Origin of the sequence: Pseudomonas sp. RIT-PI-r (assembly GCF_001297015.1) — a bacterium.
GTDB lineage: Bacteria > Pseudomonadota > Gammaproteobacteria > Pseudomonadales > Pseudomonadaceae > Aquipseudomonas.
Genome location: NZ_LIGE01000037.1, coordinates 141,655 through 159,768 on the forward strand (window position 1 = coordinate 141,655; position 18,114 = coordinate 159,768).

Consider the following 18,114-nt stretch of genomic DNA (forward strand, 5'->3'; position numbering starts at 1 on the left):
AACGAGTCATTCGGGAAGGATCGCCGGCCCCATGCTATCGTGCCGGCCCGTCCCTTTATCCATTAGCCCAGCATGCTGCCGACTTCCCGTACCCTGCGTCTGTCGTTGTATACCCTGCTGATTGTCGCCGGTGCGGCGCTTGCCGCAACGCTTGCGATCCGCCACGCCGAACGTCAGGCGTTGGAGGAAGACGCGGCCCGCGCCAACCAGCAACTGGCGTTGTATGCCAATTCCCTGCACACCCTGATCGATCGCTACCGTGCGCTGCCCGCCGTGCTGGCCCTGGATCCGCAATTGCGCTCGGCACTGGCCGGCCCGGTCGATGCAGAAGAACAGACCACGCTTAACCTGAAACTGGAAAAGATCAACGGTGCGGCGCAGTCGTCGACTCTTGAACTGCTCGATAACACCGGCCTCGCCGTGGCCGCGAGCAACTGGCGCTTGCCCAGCAGCTACGTCGGCCACAACTACGGTTTCCGTCCCTACTTCAGCCAGACTCGCACCCAGGGCACCGGCCGTTTTTATGCGGTGGGCGTAACCAGTGGCATTCCCGGCTACTTTTTGTCCAGCGCGGTACTCGGCGACAACCACGAGTTCCTCGGAGCCATGGTGGTCAAGCTGGAGTTCCCGGAACTGGAACGGGAGTGGGGCCAGGGTAACGACACGCTGCTGGTCAGCGATGCGCGCGGGATCATCTTCATCGCCAACCAGCCCGGCTGGCGCTATCGCGCGTTGCGGCCGCTGAGCGCCAGCGACATGGCCGAGATCAAGGCCACGCGACAGTACGACAAACAATCACTGCAACCCTTGACCCATTTGTCGCTGCGCAGCTTCGACGACAACAGCGATCTGCGCCGCGTCGAGGGCCCCGAGGGCACAGCAGACTATCTATGGGAATCGATGCCGCTCACCGCCGAAGGCTGGACCCTGCACCTGCTGCGCCACCCGCAAGTGGCCTTCGAAGATCTGCGCAACGCCGGCCTTGCCGCCGCCGGAGTGTGGCTGGCGCTGGTGTTTCTGCTGCTGTTTCTCAACCAGCGCTGGCGCCTGTCGAAGATCCGCCAGCGCAACCGCGAAGAACTGGAACAGTTGGTGGAAGAACGTACCCGCGACCTGCGCACGGCACAGGATGGTCTGGTGCAGTCGGCGAAACTCGCCGCGCTCGGGCAGATGTCGGCCGCGCTGGCTCACGAAATCAATCAGCCACTGACCGCTCAGCGCATGCAACTGGCGACATTGCGCCTGCTGCTCGACCATGGTCGCGTCGACGATGCCTATAAAGCTTTGAAACCGGTCGACGAAATGCTCACGCGCATGGCGGCCCTGACCGGCCACCTCAAGACCTTCGCGCGCAAAAGCCCCAGCGGTTTGCGTGAGCGGCTGGATCTGGCGACGGTGGTCGATCAGTCCCTGCAGTTGCTGGATGCGCGACTGCGCGACGAACAGGTCAGTCTGGTGCTGCATCTGACGCGTCCGGCCTGGGTGCGTGGCGATGCGATTCGCCTCGAACAGGTACTGATCAATCTGCTGCGCAACGCCCTCGATGCGATGCAGGGCAAACCCTGCAAGCGTCTGCAAATCCGCCTGGAGGCCGATCAGCAATTGTGGCACCTGAGCGTGAGCGACAATGGCGGCGGTATCGCCGAAGAACATCTTGGCCAGGTTTTCGATCCATTCTTCACGACCAAACCTGTGGGTGACGGCCTTGGCCTCGGGCTGGCAGTATCCTTCGCCATCGTGCATGAATCCGGCGGTCGTTTGAGCGCCGAGAATGACGACAGCGGCGCAGTGTTCAGCCTGACTCTGCCGATCGATCTGGAGGCACACATCTGATGCTCAATTCGGTAATGCTGGTCGATGATGAAAGCAGCATTCGCAGCGCCGTTGAACAGTGGTTGAGCCTGTCCGGGTTCGACGTACAGCTATTCAGTCGCGCAGAAGAATGCCTTGCCGCCCTGCCCGTACACTTTGCCGGAGTGATCCTCAGCGACGTGCGCATGCCCGGCATGGGCGGCCTGGCGTTATTGGCCGAAGTGCAGAAACGTGATGCCGATCTGCCGGTGATCCTCCTCACCGGCCATGGCGATGTACCGATGGCGGTCGAAGCGATGCGCGACGGCGCCTACGACTTCCTCGAAAAGCCGTTCAGCCCGGAAAGCCTGCTCGGCAGTTTGCGCCGGGCCTTGGATAAACGACGTCTGGTCCTCGAAAATCGCGCGCTGCACGAACAGGCGGATCACCGTGCGAAGCTCGATGCGACCCTGCTCGGCGTGTCTCGAGGCTTGCAGACGTTGCGTCGGCAGGTGCTGGATCTGGCGGCGCTGCCGGTCAATGTGTTGATTCGTGGCGAAACCGGCAGCGGCAAAGAGCTGGTTGCACGTTGCCTGCACGATTTCGGCCCGCGTGCCGACAAGCCGTTCGTGGCGCTGAACTGTGCAGCGATCCCCGAGCAGTTGTTCGAGGCCGAGTTGTTCGGACATGAGAGTGGTGCATTCACCGGCGCCTCCGGCAAGCGTATCGGCAAACTTGAGTACGCCGATGGCGGCACGCTGTTTCTCGATGAAATCGAAAGCATGCCGCTCGCCCAGCAGGTGAAATTGCTGCGGGTGTTGCAGGAGCAGAAGCTTGAACGCCTGGGTTCGAACCAGAGCATTCGCGTCGACTTGCGCATCGTTGCAGCAACCAAACCCGACTTGCTCGACGAAGCACGGGCCGGACGTTTTCGCGAGGATCTGGCGTATCGCCTGAACGTCGCCGAACTGCGCTTGCCGCCGTTGCGCGATCGTCGCGAGGACATTCCATTGTTGTTCGAAACCTTTGCGCAGAGTGCCGCCCAACGCCTGGGCCGGACCTTTCCGCCGCTCAACGGCGCACAGTTGAGTCATCTGCTCAGCCACGACTGGCCGGGCAACGTGCGCGAACTGGCCAACGTTGCTGAACGCCAGGTGCTGGGGCTGGATGAGCCGGCACCGGGGATTGATCCGGGACAATCGCTGGCGGCGCAGCAGGAGGCGTTTGAGGCGCAGTGTTTGCGTGCCGCGCTGACCCGGCACAAGGGTGATGTGAAAGCGGTGCTTGAAGAACTGCAACTGCCGCGCCGCACGTTCAATGAAAAGCTGCAGCGGCATGGGTTGAGTCGGGAGATGTTTCTGAGCGAGTGAGGCGGGCTTGGGATTTTCGGTGTGGCTGAGATCTTTCCCCCTCACCCCAGCCCTCTCCCCCCAGGGGGGCGAGGGGGAAGGGAGCCGATCTCCATGCTTTTCAAAACCTGAGTTCGACTCGGTATTTCAGGTCGGTGTAACTCGAACAATCCACTCGGTCAGTCCCCTCTCCCCCCGGGAGAGGGTTAGGGTGAGGGGCTTTTGATCTTCGCCCCAATAAGCGGAAATCCGCTCATCAAACCAAATCCTTCGGCGATATCTCGCTCACCCAATCCCATCCCCCCCTCTAAACCGGCCCTCTCCCCGTTGGCACAGCTCCTGCTATAGCCCCCGCAGGCTGCGTTTCAACGCGCTCCACAAAAACAATTAAATGAAGGATCCTTCAATGGATAACTCCAACGCCCTGCCTCTTGGGTCGGCTGCCGCGCCCGCCAAAGAAAGAACCACCGCCAGCCGGATCAAATCGATCTTCAGCGGTTCCGTCGGCAACATGGTCGAGTGGTACGACTGGTACGTGTATGCCGCCTTCTCCCTGTACTTCGCGAAAACCTTCTTCCCCGCCGGCTCCTCCACCGCACAATTGATGAACACTGCCGCGATCTTCGCCGTCGGCTTTCTGATGCGTCCGATCGGTGGCTGGCTGATGGGTCTGTACGCCGACAAGGTCGGACGCAAGAAAGCCCTGATGGCCTCGGTCTACCTGATGTGCTTCGGCTCGCTTTTGATCGCCCTCAGCCCGAACTACGAAACCATCGGCATCGGCGCGCCGATCCTGCTGGTGTTTGCGCGACTGCTGCAAGGCCTGTCGGTGGGTGGCGAATACGGCACCTCGGCGACCTATCTCTCGGAGATGGCGACCAAGGAACGTCGCGGCTTCTTCTCCAGCTTCCAGTACGTGACGCTGATTTCCGGTCAGCTCATCGCGCTGGGCGTACTGATCGTCCTGCAAAACGTGCTGACCACCGAACAGCTGTACGCGTGGGGCTGGCGTATTCCGTTCGCCATCGGCGCACTGTGCGCAGTGGTTGCGTTGTACCTGCGTCGCGGCATGGAAGAAACCGAGTCGTTCACCAAGAAGGAGAAGTCCAAGGAAAGCGCGATGCGCACCTTGATGCGCCATCCGAAAGAGCTGTTGACCGTGGTCGGCCTGACCATGGGCGGCACCCTGGCGTTCTACACCTACACCACTTACATGCAGAAGTATCTGGTGAACACCGTCGGCATGAGCATCTCCGACTCGACCACCATTTCCGCCGCCACGCTGTTCCTGTTCATGTGCCTGCAGCCGATCATCGGCGGCCTCTCGGACAAGATCGGCCGTCGTCCGATCCTGATCGCCTTCGGCGTGCTGGGGACGATCTTCACCGTGCCGATCCTGATGACCCTGCACACCATTCAAACCTGGTGGGGCGCGTTCTTCCTGATCATGGCGGCGCTGATCATCGTCAGCGGCTACACCTCGATCAACGCCGTGGTGAAAGCCGAACTGTTCCCGACTGAAATCCGCGCCCTGGGCGTCGGTCTGCCGTATGCATTGACCGTATCGATCTTCGGCGGCACCGCTGAATACATCGCGCTGTGGTTCAAGAGTATCGGCATGGAAACCGGTTACTACTGGTATGTGACGGCGTGCATCGCGGTGTCGCTGCTGGTGTATGTGACCATGAAGGACACCCAGAAGCATTCGCGTATCGTTACTGACTGATCAGGTGTTCACAGCCACTGCAATGGTGGCTGTTCTGGCCCAATCGCGAGCAGGCTCACTCCTACAGGGGAAAACATTCCAAATGTAGGAGTGAGCCTGCTCGCGATTGGGGTCACCACGTTATCCAGCCCTGCATGAATAATTCCTCACATCCGCCGCCAAGCGATTAATCACTAATTAATCCTGCCCCCTCACTCTGCAATCACCTGATCGATGACCTGCGCGACGCTCGCTCCGACGACCAAAGCGATTTAAACACGCCGCCCTTAATATCAAGTTAATCGATTGTTTTTAGCATTAATTTGCGCTTTTTAATCAATTTAGTTGGCGTAGCATGAAACCCATGCAAGACATACCCGCCAACGAATCTGGAGTAACCGACATGAAAACCAAACTGATCATCGCCCTGACCTTGTCCGTACTGGCCGCCAACACCTTCGCCGCCGACGGTTCGGACAGAACCAAATCCGCCGACTTCATCAACGGCGCCAGCGCTGCTATCGAAACCAGCCACACCGGCACTTACGCTGCTGATGGTTTTGATAAAACCAATCTGGGTAAAACGGTCGCTGCTGACGGCTTCGATAAAACCGGCACTGCTGCTGCCATCAGCTAACACAGCGCAGTTCCTCCACAGCCCGGCCTTGGCCGGGCTTAGTCATTTCTGGGGGATGAAGATTTCTTAGTTCCACACAACCCCCTTGTAGGAGTGAGCCTGCTCGCGAAAGCGGTGGGTCAGTCAAACTTCTATCAACTGACACACCGCTTTCGCGAGCAGGCTCACTCCTACACGGGGTTTTGCGTCTGGCTGGAAATATGCGGGGCGTCCTTGCACTATGGCTGCATCCGAAACGCAGCCTCAGGAATTCACCCACCATGCCCGATGACATCCACTTCTACGAACCCGCCAACGGCCACGGCCTGCCCCACGATCCGTTCAACGCCATCGTCGGCCCGCGTCCCATCGGCTGGATTTCCTCGCAGGATGCCAACGGCCAGTTGAACCTCGCTCCGTACAGCTTCTTCAACGCCTTCAACTACATTCCGCCGATCATTGGTTTTTCCAGCGTCGGACGCAAAGACAGCCTGAACAACATCGAGCAGACCGGTGAGTTCGTCTGGAACCTCGCTACCCGCCCGCTGGCCGAGCAGATGAACCAGAGCTGCGCGATGGTTGCGCCCGAGGTCAACGAGTTTGAATTGGCAGGGTTGACGACCGTGGCGTCAAAAGTGATTTCGGTGCCACGGGTCGCCGAAAGCCCGGTGTCCTTCGAATGCAAGGTCACCCAGATCATTCAGTTGCAGCGTGCCGATGGCGAAACCGTGCCGAGCTGGCTGATCCTCGGCGAAGTGGTCGCCGTGCATATCGCCAAGTGGCTGTTGAAGGACGGCATCTACGACACCGCCGCAGCAGAACCGATTCTGCGCGGCGGCGGGCCGGCGGATTACTTCCAGTTGGGGCCTGAGGCCCTGTTCAAGATGTGGCGTCCGGGCGCCAACCAGTAACGCGTCTACCAGATCAACTCGGCGTCGTCAGTGACGCCTTTGAGGTTATCCAGCTCATTGATGGCGGCCTCGTCGGCGGCAATGGCGCCGGGGAAGACCTGATCATTCAGCAGTTTATGAAAGCGTGGTGCACCGCCATCGACCAGGGCCTTGACCGCGATTGCCGCGTGATAGCCCTTGTTGCCGCCCAATTCGACGGGGACGACTGCGGAGACTGCTTCGAAGTGTTCGAACTCTTTACGTGCCATGTCACACATCCCGGCTCAGACAAATAAGCCGGACATTAAACCCTCAACCGACGAGTTTGTGTACCGGCGCCGGACATTGACCGAGGGCTTGCGCCGCCGACACGTCCTTGAAGGTATGGAAGTCGAGGCTGTTGACCACCAGCTCCTGCACCAGCTCGGCGAAGATTTGCATCGACGGGCTGTTGAAATAGTTGGTCATCATTTGCTGACTGCTCCAGAACCCGCAGACCAGCCACAACTGGGGATCACACTGTGAATGCTGCAAGGCAAAGCTCAGGCAACCGGGGGCGGCGCGGGATGGCTCGATCAACGCGCTCAGGCGCACACCGAGTTCCGCCGAACGCCCGGCGCGCGCTCGAACGAAGGCCATATGACTGACGGGAATCTGCTTGGACATGTTCAACCCTCCCAGGGAGTCGCGTGGCAGCCGGGGGCGGGCTGCGACAGGATCAAAGGTTAAGGGCCACGCCCCAGACGCCGTTAGTCGATTCCTGCCGCCGCGTTGCACAATCCTGCGAGACTTGTCTGAACCTGAGTTCACATACATCCCCTGTAGGAGCTGCCGCAGGCTGCGATCTTTTGACCTTAAAGACAACAATCAAAAGATCGCAGCCTTCGGCAGCTCCTACAGTCCGGCGTCGCGTCGGTGTTGAGCAATAGCGCTGTGCAGAATCAGGCAAGCATTTCGCAGGATGTGTCTACCGCTGTCGCTTGCACAAACATATGCTCTGCTCCATTCCACCTCCCCTGCCGAGGATGCCGTGCATGACGTCATTCGATCGTTTTCAAGCCGAACCCACCGCTGACATGGAAAAGCAGCGCGCGGAACTGGCGGCGATCATCCGCCGCAACACCACCGACGATGGCAGCTACGAGACCGCCATCGGTTCGCTGTACATGTCGCGCCACACAAAATCCCACGACTTTGCCCCGGTGCTCGCGCAACCGGCGCTGTGCATCATGGCGCAGGGACGTAAAGAGGTGCGGCTGGCGGACGAGTTCTTCAATTACGACCCGTTGAATTACCTGGTGGTGTCGGTTTCGATGCCGCTGAGCGGGCGCGTGGTCAATGTCTCGCCCGAGGATCCGATCCTCGCCGTGCGCCTGGATATCGACCCGACAGAAATCACCGCACTGATCGCCGACGCCGGCCCGATGGGCGTACCCACCCGACCGACCGGGCGTGGTTTGTATGTCGAGCAGATCGACAGTTCGATGCTTGATGCGGTGCTGCGTCTGGCACGTTTGCTCGATGCGCCGAAAGACATCGCCATGCTCGCGCCGCTGATTCGCCGGGAGATCCTCTATCGCCTGTTGCGCAGCCCGCAGGGCCATCGTTTGTATGAGATTGCGATTGCCAACAGTCAGAGCCATCGCATCAGCCAGGCGATCAAATGGTTGAACGGCAACTTCGAGCAGCCATTGCGCATTGATGATCTGGCCAAGGAAGTGAACCTCAGCGTCTCGACCTTGCATCACCGCTTCAAAGCGATGACGGCGATGAGCCCGTTGCAGTATCAGAAGCAGCTGCGTTTGCAGGAGGCGCGGCGGTTGATGCTGGCCGAAGGGCTGGAGGCTTCGGCGGCGGGGTATCGGGTGGGGTATGAAAGTCCGTCGCAGTTCAGCCGCGAATATAGTCGATTGTTCGGTGCACCGCCGTTAAGGGATTTGGCGCGGTTGCGGCTTTCGGTCTGATTCGGAAGCCACGGTGTGGCGGCTGGCCTCATCGCGGGCAAGCCCGCTCCCACAGGAATCAATGCCGTGCATAAATTTTGTGTACAACCATAAACCTGTGGGAGCGGGCTTGCCCGCGATGAGGCCAGGCCAGCCAATACGCCTCTGTGATCAGGCTGCCCGAATCACATGCTTGATTTCCTGAAACGCGGCCAGGCCCCATGGCCCCAATTCGCGGCCAACGCTGCTCTGCTTGTACCCACCCCACGCCGCCTGCGGGAAAATTACTTGCGGCGCATCGATCCACACCATCCCCGCCTGCAAGGCATTGGCCACGCGGTCCGCCGCTGCGGCATCGTTCGTCACCACACTGGCTACCAAACCAAACGGCGTGTCATTGGCCAGCGCAACCGCCTCGGCTTCACTGCTGAAACTGCGCACGCACAGCACCGGCCCAAAAATTTCTTCACACCACAGCGCGCTGTCCAGCGGCACATCGGTAAACACTGTCGGCTGCAAGAAATAGCCGCGCGGCAGGTCCGCCGGACGATTGCCGCCGCAGATCAATCGCGCACCCGCGCTCAAGCCACGATCGATATGCCCAAGCACTCGCTGATACTGCGCCTGATTGACCAGCGCGCCCATTTCCACCTCTGCATCGAACGGATCGGCCACACGAATGGCCTGCGCACGTTTCTGCAAACGAGTCAGGAATTGCTCCTCCAGTTCCTCAGCAACCAGCACGCGACTGGTGGCCGAACACATCTGCCCGGCGTTGAAAAACGCACCGCCACAGGCCAGTTCAACCGCCAAGTCGATATCAGCATCCGCCAACACCAGCAGCGAGGATTTGCCGCCCAGTTCCAGGCTGACACCCTTCACCGTTTCCGCCGCACGCTGCATCACTTGCACGCCGACCGCATTGCTGCCGGTAAAGGAAATCCTGGCAATGCGCGGATCCGCCGACAACGGCGCACCGACTGCCAAACCCGTGCCGCAAACCAGATTGAACACGCCATTCGGCAGCCCCGACTCCGCGATGATCGCCGCCAGTTCCAGCTCCGGCAGCGGCGTCACTTCCGAAGGCTTGAGCACCACGCAGCAACCGGCCGCCAGCGCAGGTGCAAGCTTCCATGCCGTGGTGACCATCGGGAAATTCCACGGCACGATCAACCCGACCACACCACACGGCTCGCGACGCAGGCGTGCGCTGAAATCATCGCTGGGCAGCGGCACGTCGCTGTCCTGTTTTGCGTCGAGGCCTTCGGCGAGTTCGGCGTAATACTCGAACGTGGCGATCACGTCATCGACGTCGATGGCCGCTTCGAACTGCGGTTTGCCGTTGTTGCTCGATTGCAGGTTCATCAAGTGCTCGCGACCATTGCGCACACCGTTGGCGATGTTGCGCAGGATCGCGCCACGCTCGGCCCCAGTGGTTTGCGACCAGCTCTTGAACGCTTCGCTGGCAGCGGCGACGGCTTGATCGACCGCGTGCTCGTCACCGCCATTGACCGTGGTCAGCAGCGCTTCGGTGGCCGGGTTGATCACCCGCAGATGTTCGCGGCCGGCGGACCATTGGCCGTTGATGTAGAGACCATCAAGTGTGGTTGGGAAACTGATCATTGCGCCACCGCCTTCATCCATTGGGTCTGATCGATTTCAATCAGGGTCGGACCCTGACGATCGCTTGCACTACGCAACGCGCTGCGCAATTGTTCGATGCTGCTGATCGCTTCGGCCGCGCAGCCGAGCCCCTTGGCCACAGCGACGAAATCCGGGGTGTAGATGTCCACGCCGACGGGCTCGATGGCGCGGTTGACCATGTACTTTTTGATCTCTTCGTAGCCCTGGTTATTCCACAACAGGACGATCACCGGCACCCGTGCTTCGACGGCGCTGGCCAGTTCCGGCAGGGTGAATTGCAGGCCGCCATCGCCGATCAGGCACACCACCGGAGGGCGCGCACCTTGGTCGAGTTGGCCGCCGAGCCAGGCGCCAATCGCCGCCGGCAAGGCATAGCCGAGAGTGCCGTAACCGGTCGATGCATTGAACCAGCGGCGCGGGTGATCCGGGTTGAACGTGAGGTTGCCGGTGTACACCGGTTGCGTCGAGTCGCCGACGAACACCGCGTTCGGTAATTCATCGAGCACGGTGTCGAGGAAACGCGTTTGCGCGAGGGTCGGCGCATCCCAGCTCGCGGCCAGTTCAGCGCGCAGTTTGCCGGCACGGGCGTGGCCCCAATCGCTGCTGCGCTCGGCGAGTTTTTCCTGCGACAGCGCGTTCAGCAAGGCTTGCGCAGCGTTGCGCGCATCGGCCACCAGCGCCACCTGTGGCGGATAATTGCGCACGGTCTGATCGGCGTCGATATCGATGCGCAGCAGTTTGCCGGGGATCTCGAAACCACCGGCGAAGGTGACGTCGTAATCGGTCTCGGCCAGTTCGGTGCCGATGGCCAATACCACGTCAGCATCGGCGACCAGCGCGCGGGTGGCGACCAGCGTCTGGGTCGAACCGATCAGCAGCGGATGATTGCCCGGCAGCATGCCTTTGGCATTGATCGTCAGCGCTACCGGCGCGTCGAGCAACTCGGCAAGTCGGGTCAGTTCCGGCGCTGCGTCGATGGCACCGCCACCGGCGAGAATCAGCGGGCGCTTGGCCCCGGCAAGCCAATCGCTCATGCGTTTGACCGCACTTGGCGCCGCACCGGCGCGGTCGATATTGACCGGCACGCTGGCAAGCAGGTCATCGGCGTTTTCGACCAGTACGTCCAACGGAATTTCGATGTGCACCGGACGTGGACGGCCAGCCTGGAACAACGCAAACGCACGCGCCAGCACCACCGGCAATTCAGCGGCGGACATCAAGGTGTGCGAGAACGCCGCAACACCGGAAACCAATGCGCTCTGGTTCGGCAATTCATGCAGCTTGCCGCGCCCGCCGCCCAACTGACTGCGCGATTGCACACTGGAGATCACCAGCATCGGGATCGAATCGGCGTACGCCTGGCCCATGGCGGTGGTGATGTTGGTCATGCCCGGGCCGGTGATGATGAAACACACGCCCGGTTTGCCAGCGGTGCGCGCGTAGCCGTCGGCCATGAAACCGGCGCCCTGCTCATGCCGAGGCGTGACGTGGCGAATGCTCGAACGCGCCAGCCCGCGATACAGCTCCACGGTGTGCACCCCGGGAATGCCGAACACCTGCTCGACCCCATAACCTTCGAGTAACTTGACCAGTACTTCGCCACACGTCGCCATGTCGATTGCCCTTCTTGTTCGCTGAAGACACAAGGCTCCTATGTAGGAGTGAGCCTGCTCGCGATGGCGTCTTCTCATTCACCATTGCGGTGACTGATTCACCGCTATCGCGAGCAGGCTCACTCCTACATAAAGGCCCTTCATGGCTTCATTGAACGGTCGGCAGGTAGCCGCAACAATCGATTAAAAGTCATACTAGCCATGTCCTCACGTCATACCTTGGTTCCCCATGAAACGACTACCTCCCCTGCCCGCCCTGCACACCTTTCTGATCACCGCGCAGTGCTGCAACTTCACCCGCGCCGCCGAGCAGTTGCACATCACCCAAGGCGCGGTGAGCCGGCAGGTCGCCGGGCTGGAAGAGCATCTCGGTTATCCGCTGTTCATCCGCCTGGCCCGTGGCCTGGCACTGACCGCCGAGGGACGGGAATGGCTACCGCGCGTGGAAAAAATCTTCGGCCTGATCGGCGAAGCGACCGAGCAGATCGGCCTGCAGCGTGAAACCCTGCAACTCAAAGCGCCGAGCTGCGTGATGCGCTGGCTGCTGCCGCGCCTGCTGCAATGGCAGAAAGAACGCCCGGACGTGCCGGTGAAACTCACCGCTTCGCTGCAACACGGCGTGGATTTTCAGCGCGAACCGTTCGATGCGGCGGTGATCTACGGCGCGCCACCCGATAACTCGCCGGGCGCCTTGCACCTGTTCGACGAGCAACTGACGCCGGTCTGCTCGCCGCTGCTGCTCAAGGGTTCGCCAGCGCTGAATTCACCGACAGATCTACAACAGCATCTGCTGCTGCACCCCACTCACGATATTCAGGATTGGTCGGTGTGGCTCAACGCCGCTGAGCTGCGGCTGAACAACATCGGCAGCGGCCAGCATTTCGAAACGCTGGATCAGGCGATGTCGATGGCGTCCCACGGAACGGGGGTGGCGATCGGCGATTGGTCGTTGATTGGTGATGACCTGCGTGCGGGGCGGCTGGTGATGCCGTTTGATTTGAAGGTGAAGACGGGGCTGGCGTATTACGTGGTGTTGCCTGCGGGAACCGAGCCTTCGCCGCAGCTGGAAGAATTGATGATCTGGTTGGTTGAGCAGGCACATTTGCGGTGAGGCCTTTCCCCTCACCCTAGCCCTCTCCCAGAGGGAGAGGGGACTGACCGGGGGATATTGAAGAGGTTCAGCGACCTGAACGATTGCCTTTGAATCCATAATCGACTGGATTTTTCATGTCGATGTACAGCGCCAGACACCTCGGTCGGCTCCCTCTCCTTCGGGAGAGGGCTGGGGTGAGGGGCGAGGTTTCACTCAATACCCAACAGTAAACCGCTGACGCGAATGCTTCGGCGTTTCCACTTCGTCGATCAACGCAATCGCGTAATCGGCAAAGGTAATCCAGCTACGCCCTTCAGCGCTCACCAGCAAGTGATCCTGGCCGACACGAAACTTGCCACTGCGCTCCCCTTCAACAAACTCTGCCGACGGCGACAGAAAGGTCCAGTCCAGATCCTGCTCCTGACGCAACGCCTCAAGAAACGCCGCACCCGCACTGGCTTCAGCTTTGTACTCCGCCGGGAAACCCGCACTGTCGATCACTCGCGTATCGTCCGGCAGCAACAGCGAACCGGCACCGCCGACCACCAGCAAACGCTTCACCCCGGCCTGCTTCACCGGCCCGACAATCGCCGCCGCTGGCACGGTGGCGAAATGCGCGGCGGTGATCACCACATCGTGACCGGCCACCGCGTCTTGCAATTCGGCCGAATCCAGCACATCGACATTCTTGCTGACCACACCGGCACGCGCGCCGATCTTTGAGGTGTCGCGGGCAATAGCGGTAACGCTATGACCACGACGCAGAGCTTCTTCCAGCAACTGGCTACCGGCACGACCGGTGGCCCCAATGATTGCGATCTTGCTCATGACATTCTCCAGTTGGCTTGAGAGTGCTGCGATTTCAGGTTCGGCTTACCACTGCATTTCGCCCTTGGCGACTTTCGCGCTCAGTTCCAGCGAGCTTTCCTCACCCAGTTTCGGGTAGCGTTTTTTCATCGCTGCAATCAGTGCGGCAGAGTCTTCGGCCTTGGCGGTTTCAGCGTCGAACGTCTTAATGTAGTCGGCGGTGAATTTCACGCTGGCCAGCGAACGGCTGCTGTTGCCGAGGTAATGACCTGGCACCACGGTGTTCGGCTTCAGGGTTTCGATCGAGTGCAGGGTTTGCAGCCAGTCGGCGTGGGATTGCGCGGTTTGGGTGTCGGCCATCCACACATGGATGTTCTCGGCGACCACCACGCCACCGACCACAGCCTTGAGCGAAGGAATCCATACGAAACTGCGATCCGGTTGCTTGCCGTCAAGGCCGACCACCTGCAATTTCTGCCCTTCGAGCATCAGGCTGTCGCCCTTGAGCACACCCGGCACGATGGTCTTTGCTGGTACGTCGGCGCCCATTTTCGGGCCCCAGAAAGCCAGTTTGCCGGCGACGGTTTTGTTGATGTGATCGACCGTTGGCTGCGAGGCCAGCACCTTGGCGTCAGGAAACGCCTGGGTCAGGGTGTCGAGGCCGAAGTAGTAATCCGGGTCACCATGGCTGATGTAAATGGTGGTCAGATGCTTGCCGCTGGCGCGGATCTTTTCCACGACTTGCTCGGCCTGGGATTTGCCGAACTGCGCATCGACGAGGATTGCGTCCTTCTCGCCGCTGACCAGCACCGACGTGACCGGGAATATCGCATCAGTGCCAGGGTTGTAGACATCGAGGGTCAGGTTGGCTGCGGCGGCATGTGCTGCAAAACCCAGTGCAGTGCTGGCGAGTAAAACGCGTTTGATCAAGGTGAAGCCGATCATCTGTTGCTCCGGTGTCCGAATGCCTGCTTGGCGATGGAACAGAGCTTAGTTGCCTGGCTCGGTACAAAAAATGCGATGCTTGAACATAGTTTGTTTCTGAAAGCGGGCAAATCATGGATCGTCTCCAAGCAATGCGGGTCTTTGTCACCGTGATGGATCTGGGCAGCCAGTCAGCCGCAGCGGATCACCTGGACCTGTCGCGACCGGTGGTTTCGCGTTATCTGGCGGAGCTGGAAGACTGGGTCGGCGCGCGGTTGATGCACCGCACCACGCGTAAATTGAGCCTGACCGCCGCCGGCAGTGAAATTCTCCCGCGCTGCCGGCAGATGATCGAACTGTCGAGCGACATGCAGGCTGCCGTCAGCGAACCCCACGATACGCCGCGCGGCCTTCTGCGCATCAGCGTCAGCACCTCGTTCGGTCAGGCACAATTGGCCGATGCAATGGCCGCCTATGTAAAACGCTATCCGGGGGTGAGCATCGATATGCAAATGCTCGATCGCACGGTGAACCTGGTGGATGAACGCATCGATCTGGCGATTCGCACCAGCAATGATCTCGATCCAAACCTGATCGCCCGGCGCCTGACCGTTTGTCGCTCAGTTGTCTGCGCTGCCCCGGCTTATCTGCAAGAACAGCCGATGCCTTTACGGGCAGAAGATCTGAGCCGACACAACTGTCTGACTCACTCGTATTTCGGCAAAAGCCTGTGGCATTTCGAAGAGGATGGCGACCCGGTTTCGGTGCCGGTGCAGGGCAACATCAGCGCCAACGAAGCCAGCACGTTGTTGCGTGCAACGCTGGCTGGCGCCGGGGTGGCAATGCTGCCGACCTATCAGGCCGGGGTGCAGATTCACAGCGGTGAACTGGTGCGCCTGCTACCCCATGCCGAGCCGCGGCAGTTGAACATCTACGCGGTCTACGCCTCGCGCAAACACATGCCGGCGGCGCTGCGCAGCATGCTGGATTTTCTGGTAGAGCGCTTTCCTGAAAATCCGCAATGGGACGTGGGATTTTAAAAGTCAAAAGATCGCAGCCTTTGGCAGCTCCTACATGGATCGGTGTAGGAGCTGCCAAAGGCTGCGATCTTTTGATCTTGTTCTATGCTGAAAGTAATACCGCAGGGTATGCGTTCAGAGGTCTACGCCATGAACATCAAAACAAGAAGGTACTTCGCGATTTTCATCACCTGCGCCGCCACGCTGGCGCTGTACGGCACCGCTGCCTGGCGGGTCGAACAACTGCGACAGCTGCCCCGCGAATACGCGAGCTGCAATTTCGAGCGCTGCATTCCGCATAACGCCACGCTTAACGCGTTGCGCTGACCTTGCAGGAGTGAGCCTGCTCGCGATAGCGGTGTGTCAGTCAGATAGATTTTGACTGATACACCGCTATCGCGAGCAGGCTCACTCCTACAGGGGGCTGCGGTGTCAATGGACTACTGTTCGGCCTTGAGGCGGTCGCGGAACGCCTTTGGCGATATCCCCACCCGGCGCCGAAACAGGCGCGTGAAGTTGGTCGGATCGGAAAATCCCAACAACTCCGACATCTCGTAAATGGTCATGCTGGTGTAGGTCAGCAAACGCTTGGCTTCCAGTAACTGACGTTCATGCATGATCTGCAACGCCGGCTGCCCCGCCAGTTCACGGCACGTGCCGTTGAGGTGCGATACCGAAATGCCCAGGCGATGCGCCAGATCCTCGACCTTCACATGCTGGCGATAAGTCTCTTCTACCAACTGTATAAAACCGTTGAGGTATTCGCGCTGGCGCTGCGGGCGCTGACTGGCCTTGTGGCGCACGATGGCTTGGCGACTGACCCAGACCATGATCACGCTGACCAGCGAATGCATGAGCATTTCCCGCGCCGGTTGATGGCCGTTGTATTCAGCCTGCAACGCCATGAACAGACTGTTCAGATAATCGCCGTCCTGTCCGGCCGGGTAACTTTCCGCGCAGGCCAGTGCCTGCACCGATTCGCCCAATTGCGCCTGCAAGTGGCTGATCAGCGGCGTGGCGAGGGTAACGATAAAGCCTTCAACGTCTTCGGAAAAACGAAAGCCATGCACCGACAACGGCGGCAGGACTTGAATCGCGGGTGTTTGGAGTTGCGTGCGCTGACCTTCGATCTCAAGCTCTGCCTGACCTTTGAAGACGAAGAGCAACTGGCACAAATCAGCGTGGCGGTGGGGTTTGATTTCCCATTGATGTTCGCGGCTGCGTGAGGAAATGGTTTCACAGTGCAGCAAGTCAGGGGTCGGCCAGTCCAGGCTTTCACCGTAGAGCTTGAACACCGGAATCGAGGACAGCTCAGGCTTGTTCATCACTTCAATCCAGCCTCGGGGTTGTGGGGCGATAATCGCACCGATTGGCAGAATGTACAGGTATCGGCTCAGTTTTCACCTTCAATTGACAGACCCGCGAGGGAAAAATGCAAGCACTCGATCCATAAAAACATTCGCCGGCATTTGCCGCGTGAAGCTTGCGAGTCATAAAAACAATGAAAACGCTGAAAACCCAAGTCGTCATCATCGGCGCCGGTCCGTCCGGTCTACTGCTCGGCCAGTTGCTGCACAACGCCGGCATCGACACCCTCATCCTCGAACGTCAAACCCCTGACTATGTGCTCGGGCGCATCCGTGCCGGCGTGCTTGAACAAGGCATGGTAGAGCTGTTGCGTCAGGCTGGCGTGAGTCAGCGCATGGACGCCGAAGGGCTGGTGCATGGCGGTTTCGATCTGGCGCTGAACGGACGTCAGGTGCACATCGACCTTCACGGGCTGACCGGCGGCAAGACCGTGATGATCTACGGCCAGACCGAAGTCACCCGCGAACTGATGGCCGCTCGTCGGGAGGCCGGAGCAACAACGATTTATTCAGCGAGCAATGTCGTTCCTCATGGCATGAAAAGCGACGAAGTTTTTGTCACCTTCGAAAAGGACGGCGAAACATGGCGCGTCGATTGCGACTACATCGCCGGGTGCGACGGTTTCCACGGTGTGGCTCGCCAGTCGATTCCGGACGATTGTCTGAAAGTGTTCGAGCGGGTATATCCGTTTGGCTGGCTGGGCATTCTGGCCGATACGCCGCCGGTGCATGAGGAGCTGGTCTACGCCCGACATGAGCGCGGCTTTGCCTTGTGCAGCATGCGTTCGGCGACGCGCACCCGCTATTACCTGCAAGTGCCGGCGGATGAAAACGTCGATGACTGGAGCGATCAGCGTTTCTGGGACGAGCTGAAAAACCGCCTGCCTGCGCAGCTTGCGGAAAAATTGGTCACCGGGCCATCGATCGAAAAAAGCATCGCGCCGCTGCGCAGTTTTGTCGTCGAGCCGATGCAGTACGGGCGGATGTTTCTGGTTGGCGACGCCGCGCACATCGTGCCGCCCACCGGCGCCAAGGGGTTGAATCTGGCCGCGAGTGACGTCAGCACGCTGTTCAATATTCTGCTGAAGGTTTACCGCGACGGGCGTACCGATCTGCTGGAGAAGTACTCGGAAATCTGCCTGCGCCGAGTGTGGAAAGCCGAGCGCTTTTCCTGGTGGATGACCTCGATGCTGCACCGCTTCGACGATCACGATGCGTTCAGCCAGCGCATCAGCGCCTCGGAACTGGACTATTTTGTCAGTTCAGAAGCGGGGCGAAAAACCATTGCAGAAAATTACGTCGGACTTCCTTATGAGGCTATCGAATAGCCTGCTACCGACTTACACTGGCGAG

General features: G+C 60.0%; 17 protein-coding genes. 10 read left to right on the forward strand and 7 right to left on the reverse strand.

Going from position 1 to position 18,114, the window contains the following annotated elements:
* Window positions 1-72 precede the first annotated feature (72 nt).
* From AK821_RS22760 to AK821_RS22780, 5 genes are all read left to right on the forward strand, one after another.
* Entirely contained in the window at window positions 73-1,833 is a 1,761-nt protein-coding gene (locus tag AK821_RS22760) for an ATP-binding protein (RefSeq protein WP_064391859.1), read from the forward strand.
* Window positions 1,833-3,161: a sigma-54-dependent transcriptional regulator gene (locus AK821_RS22765; protein ID WP_064391860.1), complete on the forward strand. Its 1,329-nt coding sequence runs from the start codon at window positions 1,833-1,835 to the stop codon at window positions 3,159-3,161. The genes AK821_RS22760 and AK821_RS22765 overlap by 1 nt, the downstream gene beginning before the upstream one ends.
* A gap of 385 nt (window positions 3,162-3,546) precedes the next feature.
* Window positions 3,547-4,866 carry an MFS transporter gene (locus AK821_RS22770; protein WP_064391862.1) on the forward strand — a complete coding sequence of 440 codons (1,320 nt, stop codon included), beginning with the start codon at window positions 3,547-3,549 and terminating at the stop codon, window positions 4,864-4,866.
* Between the two features lie 382 nt (window positions 4,867-5,248).
* Complete coding sequence (locus AK821_RS22775; protein WP_064391864.1) at window positions 5,249-5,482, forward strand: hypothetical protein; 234 nt, start codon at window positions 5,249-5,251, stop codon at window positions 5,480-5,482.
* A gap of 260 nt (window positions 5,483-5,742) precedes the next feature.
* The gene (locus tag AK821_RS22780) at window positions 5,743-6,372 is read left to right on the forward strand and encodes a flavin reductase family protein (protein WP_064391867.1); all 630 of its coding nucleotides are present in this window, start codon (window positions 5,743-5,745) and stop codon (window positions 6,370-6,372) included.
* Between the two features lie 5 nt (window positions 6,373-6,377).
* Here AK821_RS22780 and AK821_RS22785 read toward each other — a convergent pair whose 3' ends face one another.
* Together AK821_RS22785 and AK821_RS22790 are read right to left on the reverse strand one after the other, a co-directional pair.
* Entirely contained in the window at window positions 6,378-6,620 is a 243-nt protein-coding gene (locus AK821_RS22785; protein ID WP_016985292.1) for a hypothetical protein, read from the reverse strand.
* A 43-nt stretch (window positions 6,621-6,663) separates the two neighbouring features.
* Entirely contained in the window at window positions 6,664-7,017 is a 354-nt protein-coding gene (locus AK821_RS22790; protein ID WP_064391869.1) for a putative quinol monooxygenase, read from the reverse strand.
* Window positions 7,018-7,385: 368 nt separating this feature from the next.
* On the opposite strand from AK821_RS22790, the gene AK821_RS22795 reads away from it, so the two are divergent.
* Window positions 7,386-8,315: an AraC family transcriptional regulator gene (locus tag AK821_RS22795; protein ID WP_064391870.1), complete on the forward strand. Its 930-nt coding sequence runs from the start codon at window positions 7,386-7,388 to the stop codon at window positions 8,313-8,315.
* 150 nt (window positions 8,316-8,465) lie between these two features.
* On the opposite strand, the gene AK821_RS22800 is transcribed toward AK821_RS22795, so the two are convergent.
* A complete protein-coding gene (locus tag AK821_RS22800) occupies window positions 8,466-9,914 on the reverse strand; it encodes an aldehyde dehydrogenase family protein (protein ID WP_177330978.1) in 1,449 nt (482 codons plus the stop codon).
* Window positions 9,914-11,551, reverse strand: a complete 1,638-nt coding sequence (locus AK821_RS22805; protein ID WP_064391872.1) for a 5-guanidino-2-oxopentanoate decarboxylase — start codon at window positions 11,549-11,551, stop codon at window positions 9,914-9,916. The genes AK821_RS22800 and AK821_RS22805 overlap by 1 nt, the downstream gene beginning before the upstream one ends.
* Before the next feature lie 229 nt (window positions 11,552-11,780).
* Between AK821_RS22805 and AK821_RS22810 the strand changes: the two genes are divergently transcribed.
* Window positions 11,781-12,662, forward strand: a complete 882-nt coding sequence (locus AK821_RS22810; RefSeq protein ID WP_064391874.1) for a LysR substrate-binding domain-containing protein — start codon at window positions 11,781-11,783, stop codon at window positions 12,660-12,662.
* Window positions 12,663-12,857: 195 nt separating this feature from the next.
* Here the strand turns inward: AK821_RS22810 and AK821_RS22815 are convergent, their stop codons facing one another.
* Both AK821_RS22815 and AK821_RS22820 read right to left on the reverse strand, forming a co-directional pair.
* Window positions 12,858-13,472: an NAD(P)-dependent oxidoreductase gene (locus AK821_RS22815; RefSeq protein ID WP_064391875.1), complete on the reverse strand. Its 615-nt coding sequence runs from the start codon at window positions 13,470-13,472 to the stop codon at window positions 12,858-12,860.
* Between the two features lie 45 nt (window positions 13,473-13,517).
* Entirely contained in the window at window positions 13,518-14,396 is an 879-nt protein-coding gene (locus AK821_RS22820; RefSeq protein WP_064391878.1) for an MBL fold metallo-hydrolase, read from the reverse strand.
* A gap of 113 nt (window positions 14,397-14,509) precedes the next feature.
* Between AK821_RS22820 and AK821_RS22825 the strand changes: the two genes are divergently transcribed.
* Complete coding sequence (locus AK821_RS22825; RefSeq protein WP_201783042.1) at window positions 14,510-15,415, forward strand: LysR family transcriptional regulator; 906 nt, start codon at window positions 14,510-14,512, stop codon at window positions 15,413-15,415.
* A 129-nt stretch (window positions 15,416-15,544) separates the two neighbouring features.
* On the forward strand, window positions 15,545-15,721 hold the full coding sequence (locus AK821_RS30960) for a hypothetical protein (RefSeq protein WP_008085463.1): 177 nt from the start codon (window positions 15,545-15,547) through the stop codon (window positions 15,719-15,721).
* A 113-nt stretch (window positions 15,722-15,834) separates the two neighbouring features.
* On the opposite strand, the gene AK821_RS22835 is transcribed toward AK821_RS30960, so the two are convergent.
* Complete coding sequence (locus AK821_RS22835; RefSeq protein WP_064391883.1) at window positions 15,835-16,719, reverse strand: helix-turn-helix domain-containing protein; 885 nt, start codon at window positions 16,717-16,719, stop codon at window positions 15,835-15,837.
* 176 nt (window positions 16,720-16,895) lie between these two features.
* On the opposite strand from AK821_RS22835, the gene pobA reads away from it, so the two are divergent.
* Window positions 16,896-18,089 (forward strand): 4-hydroxybenzoate 3-monooxygenase, encoded by a 1,194-nt coding sequence (gene pobA, locus AK821_RS22840; protein ID WP_064391884.1) that lies wholly within the window; start codon window positions 16,896-16,898, stop codon window positions 18,087-18,089.
* Window positions 18,090-18,114 lie beyond the last annotated feature (25 nt).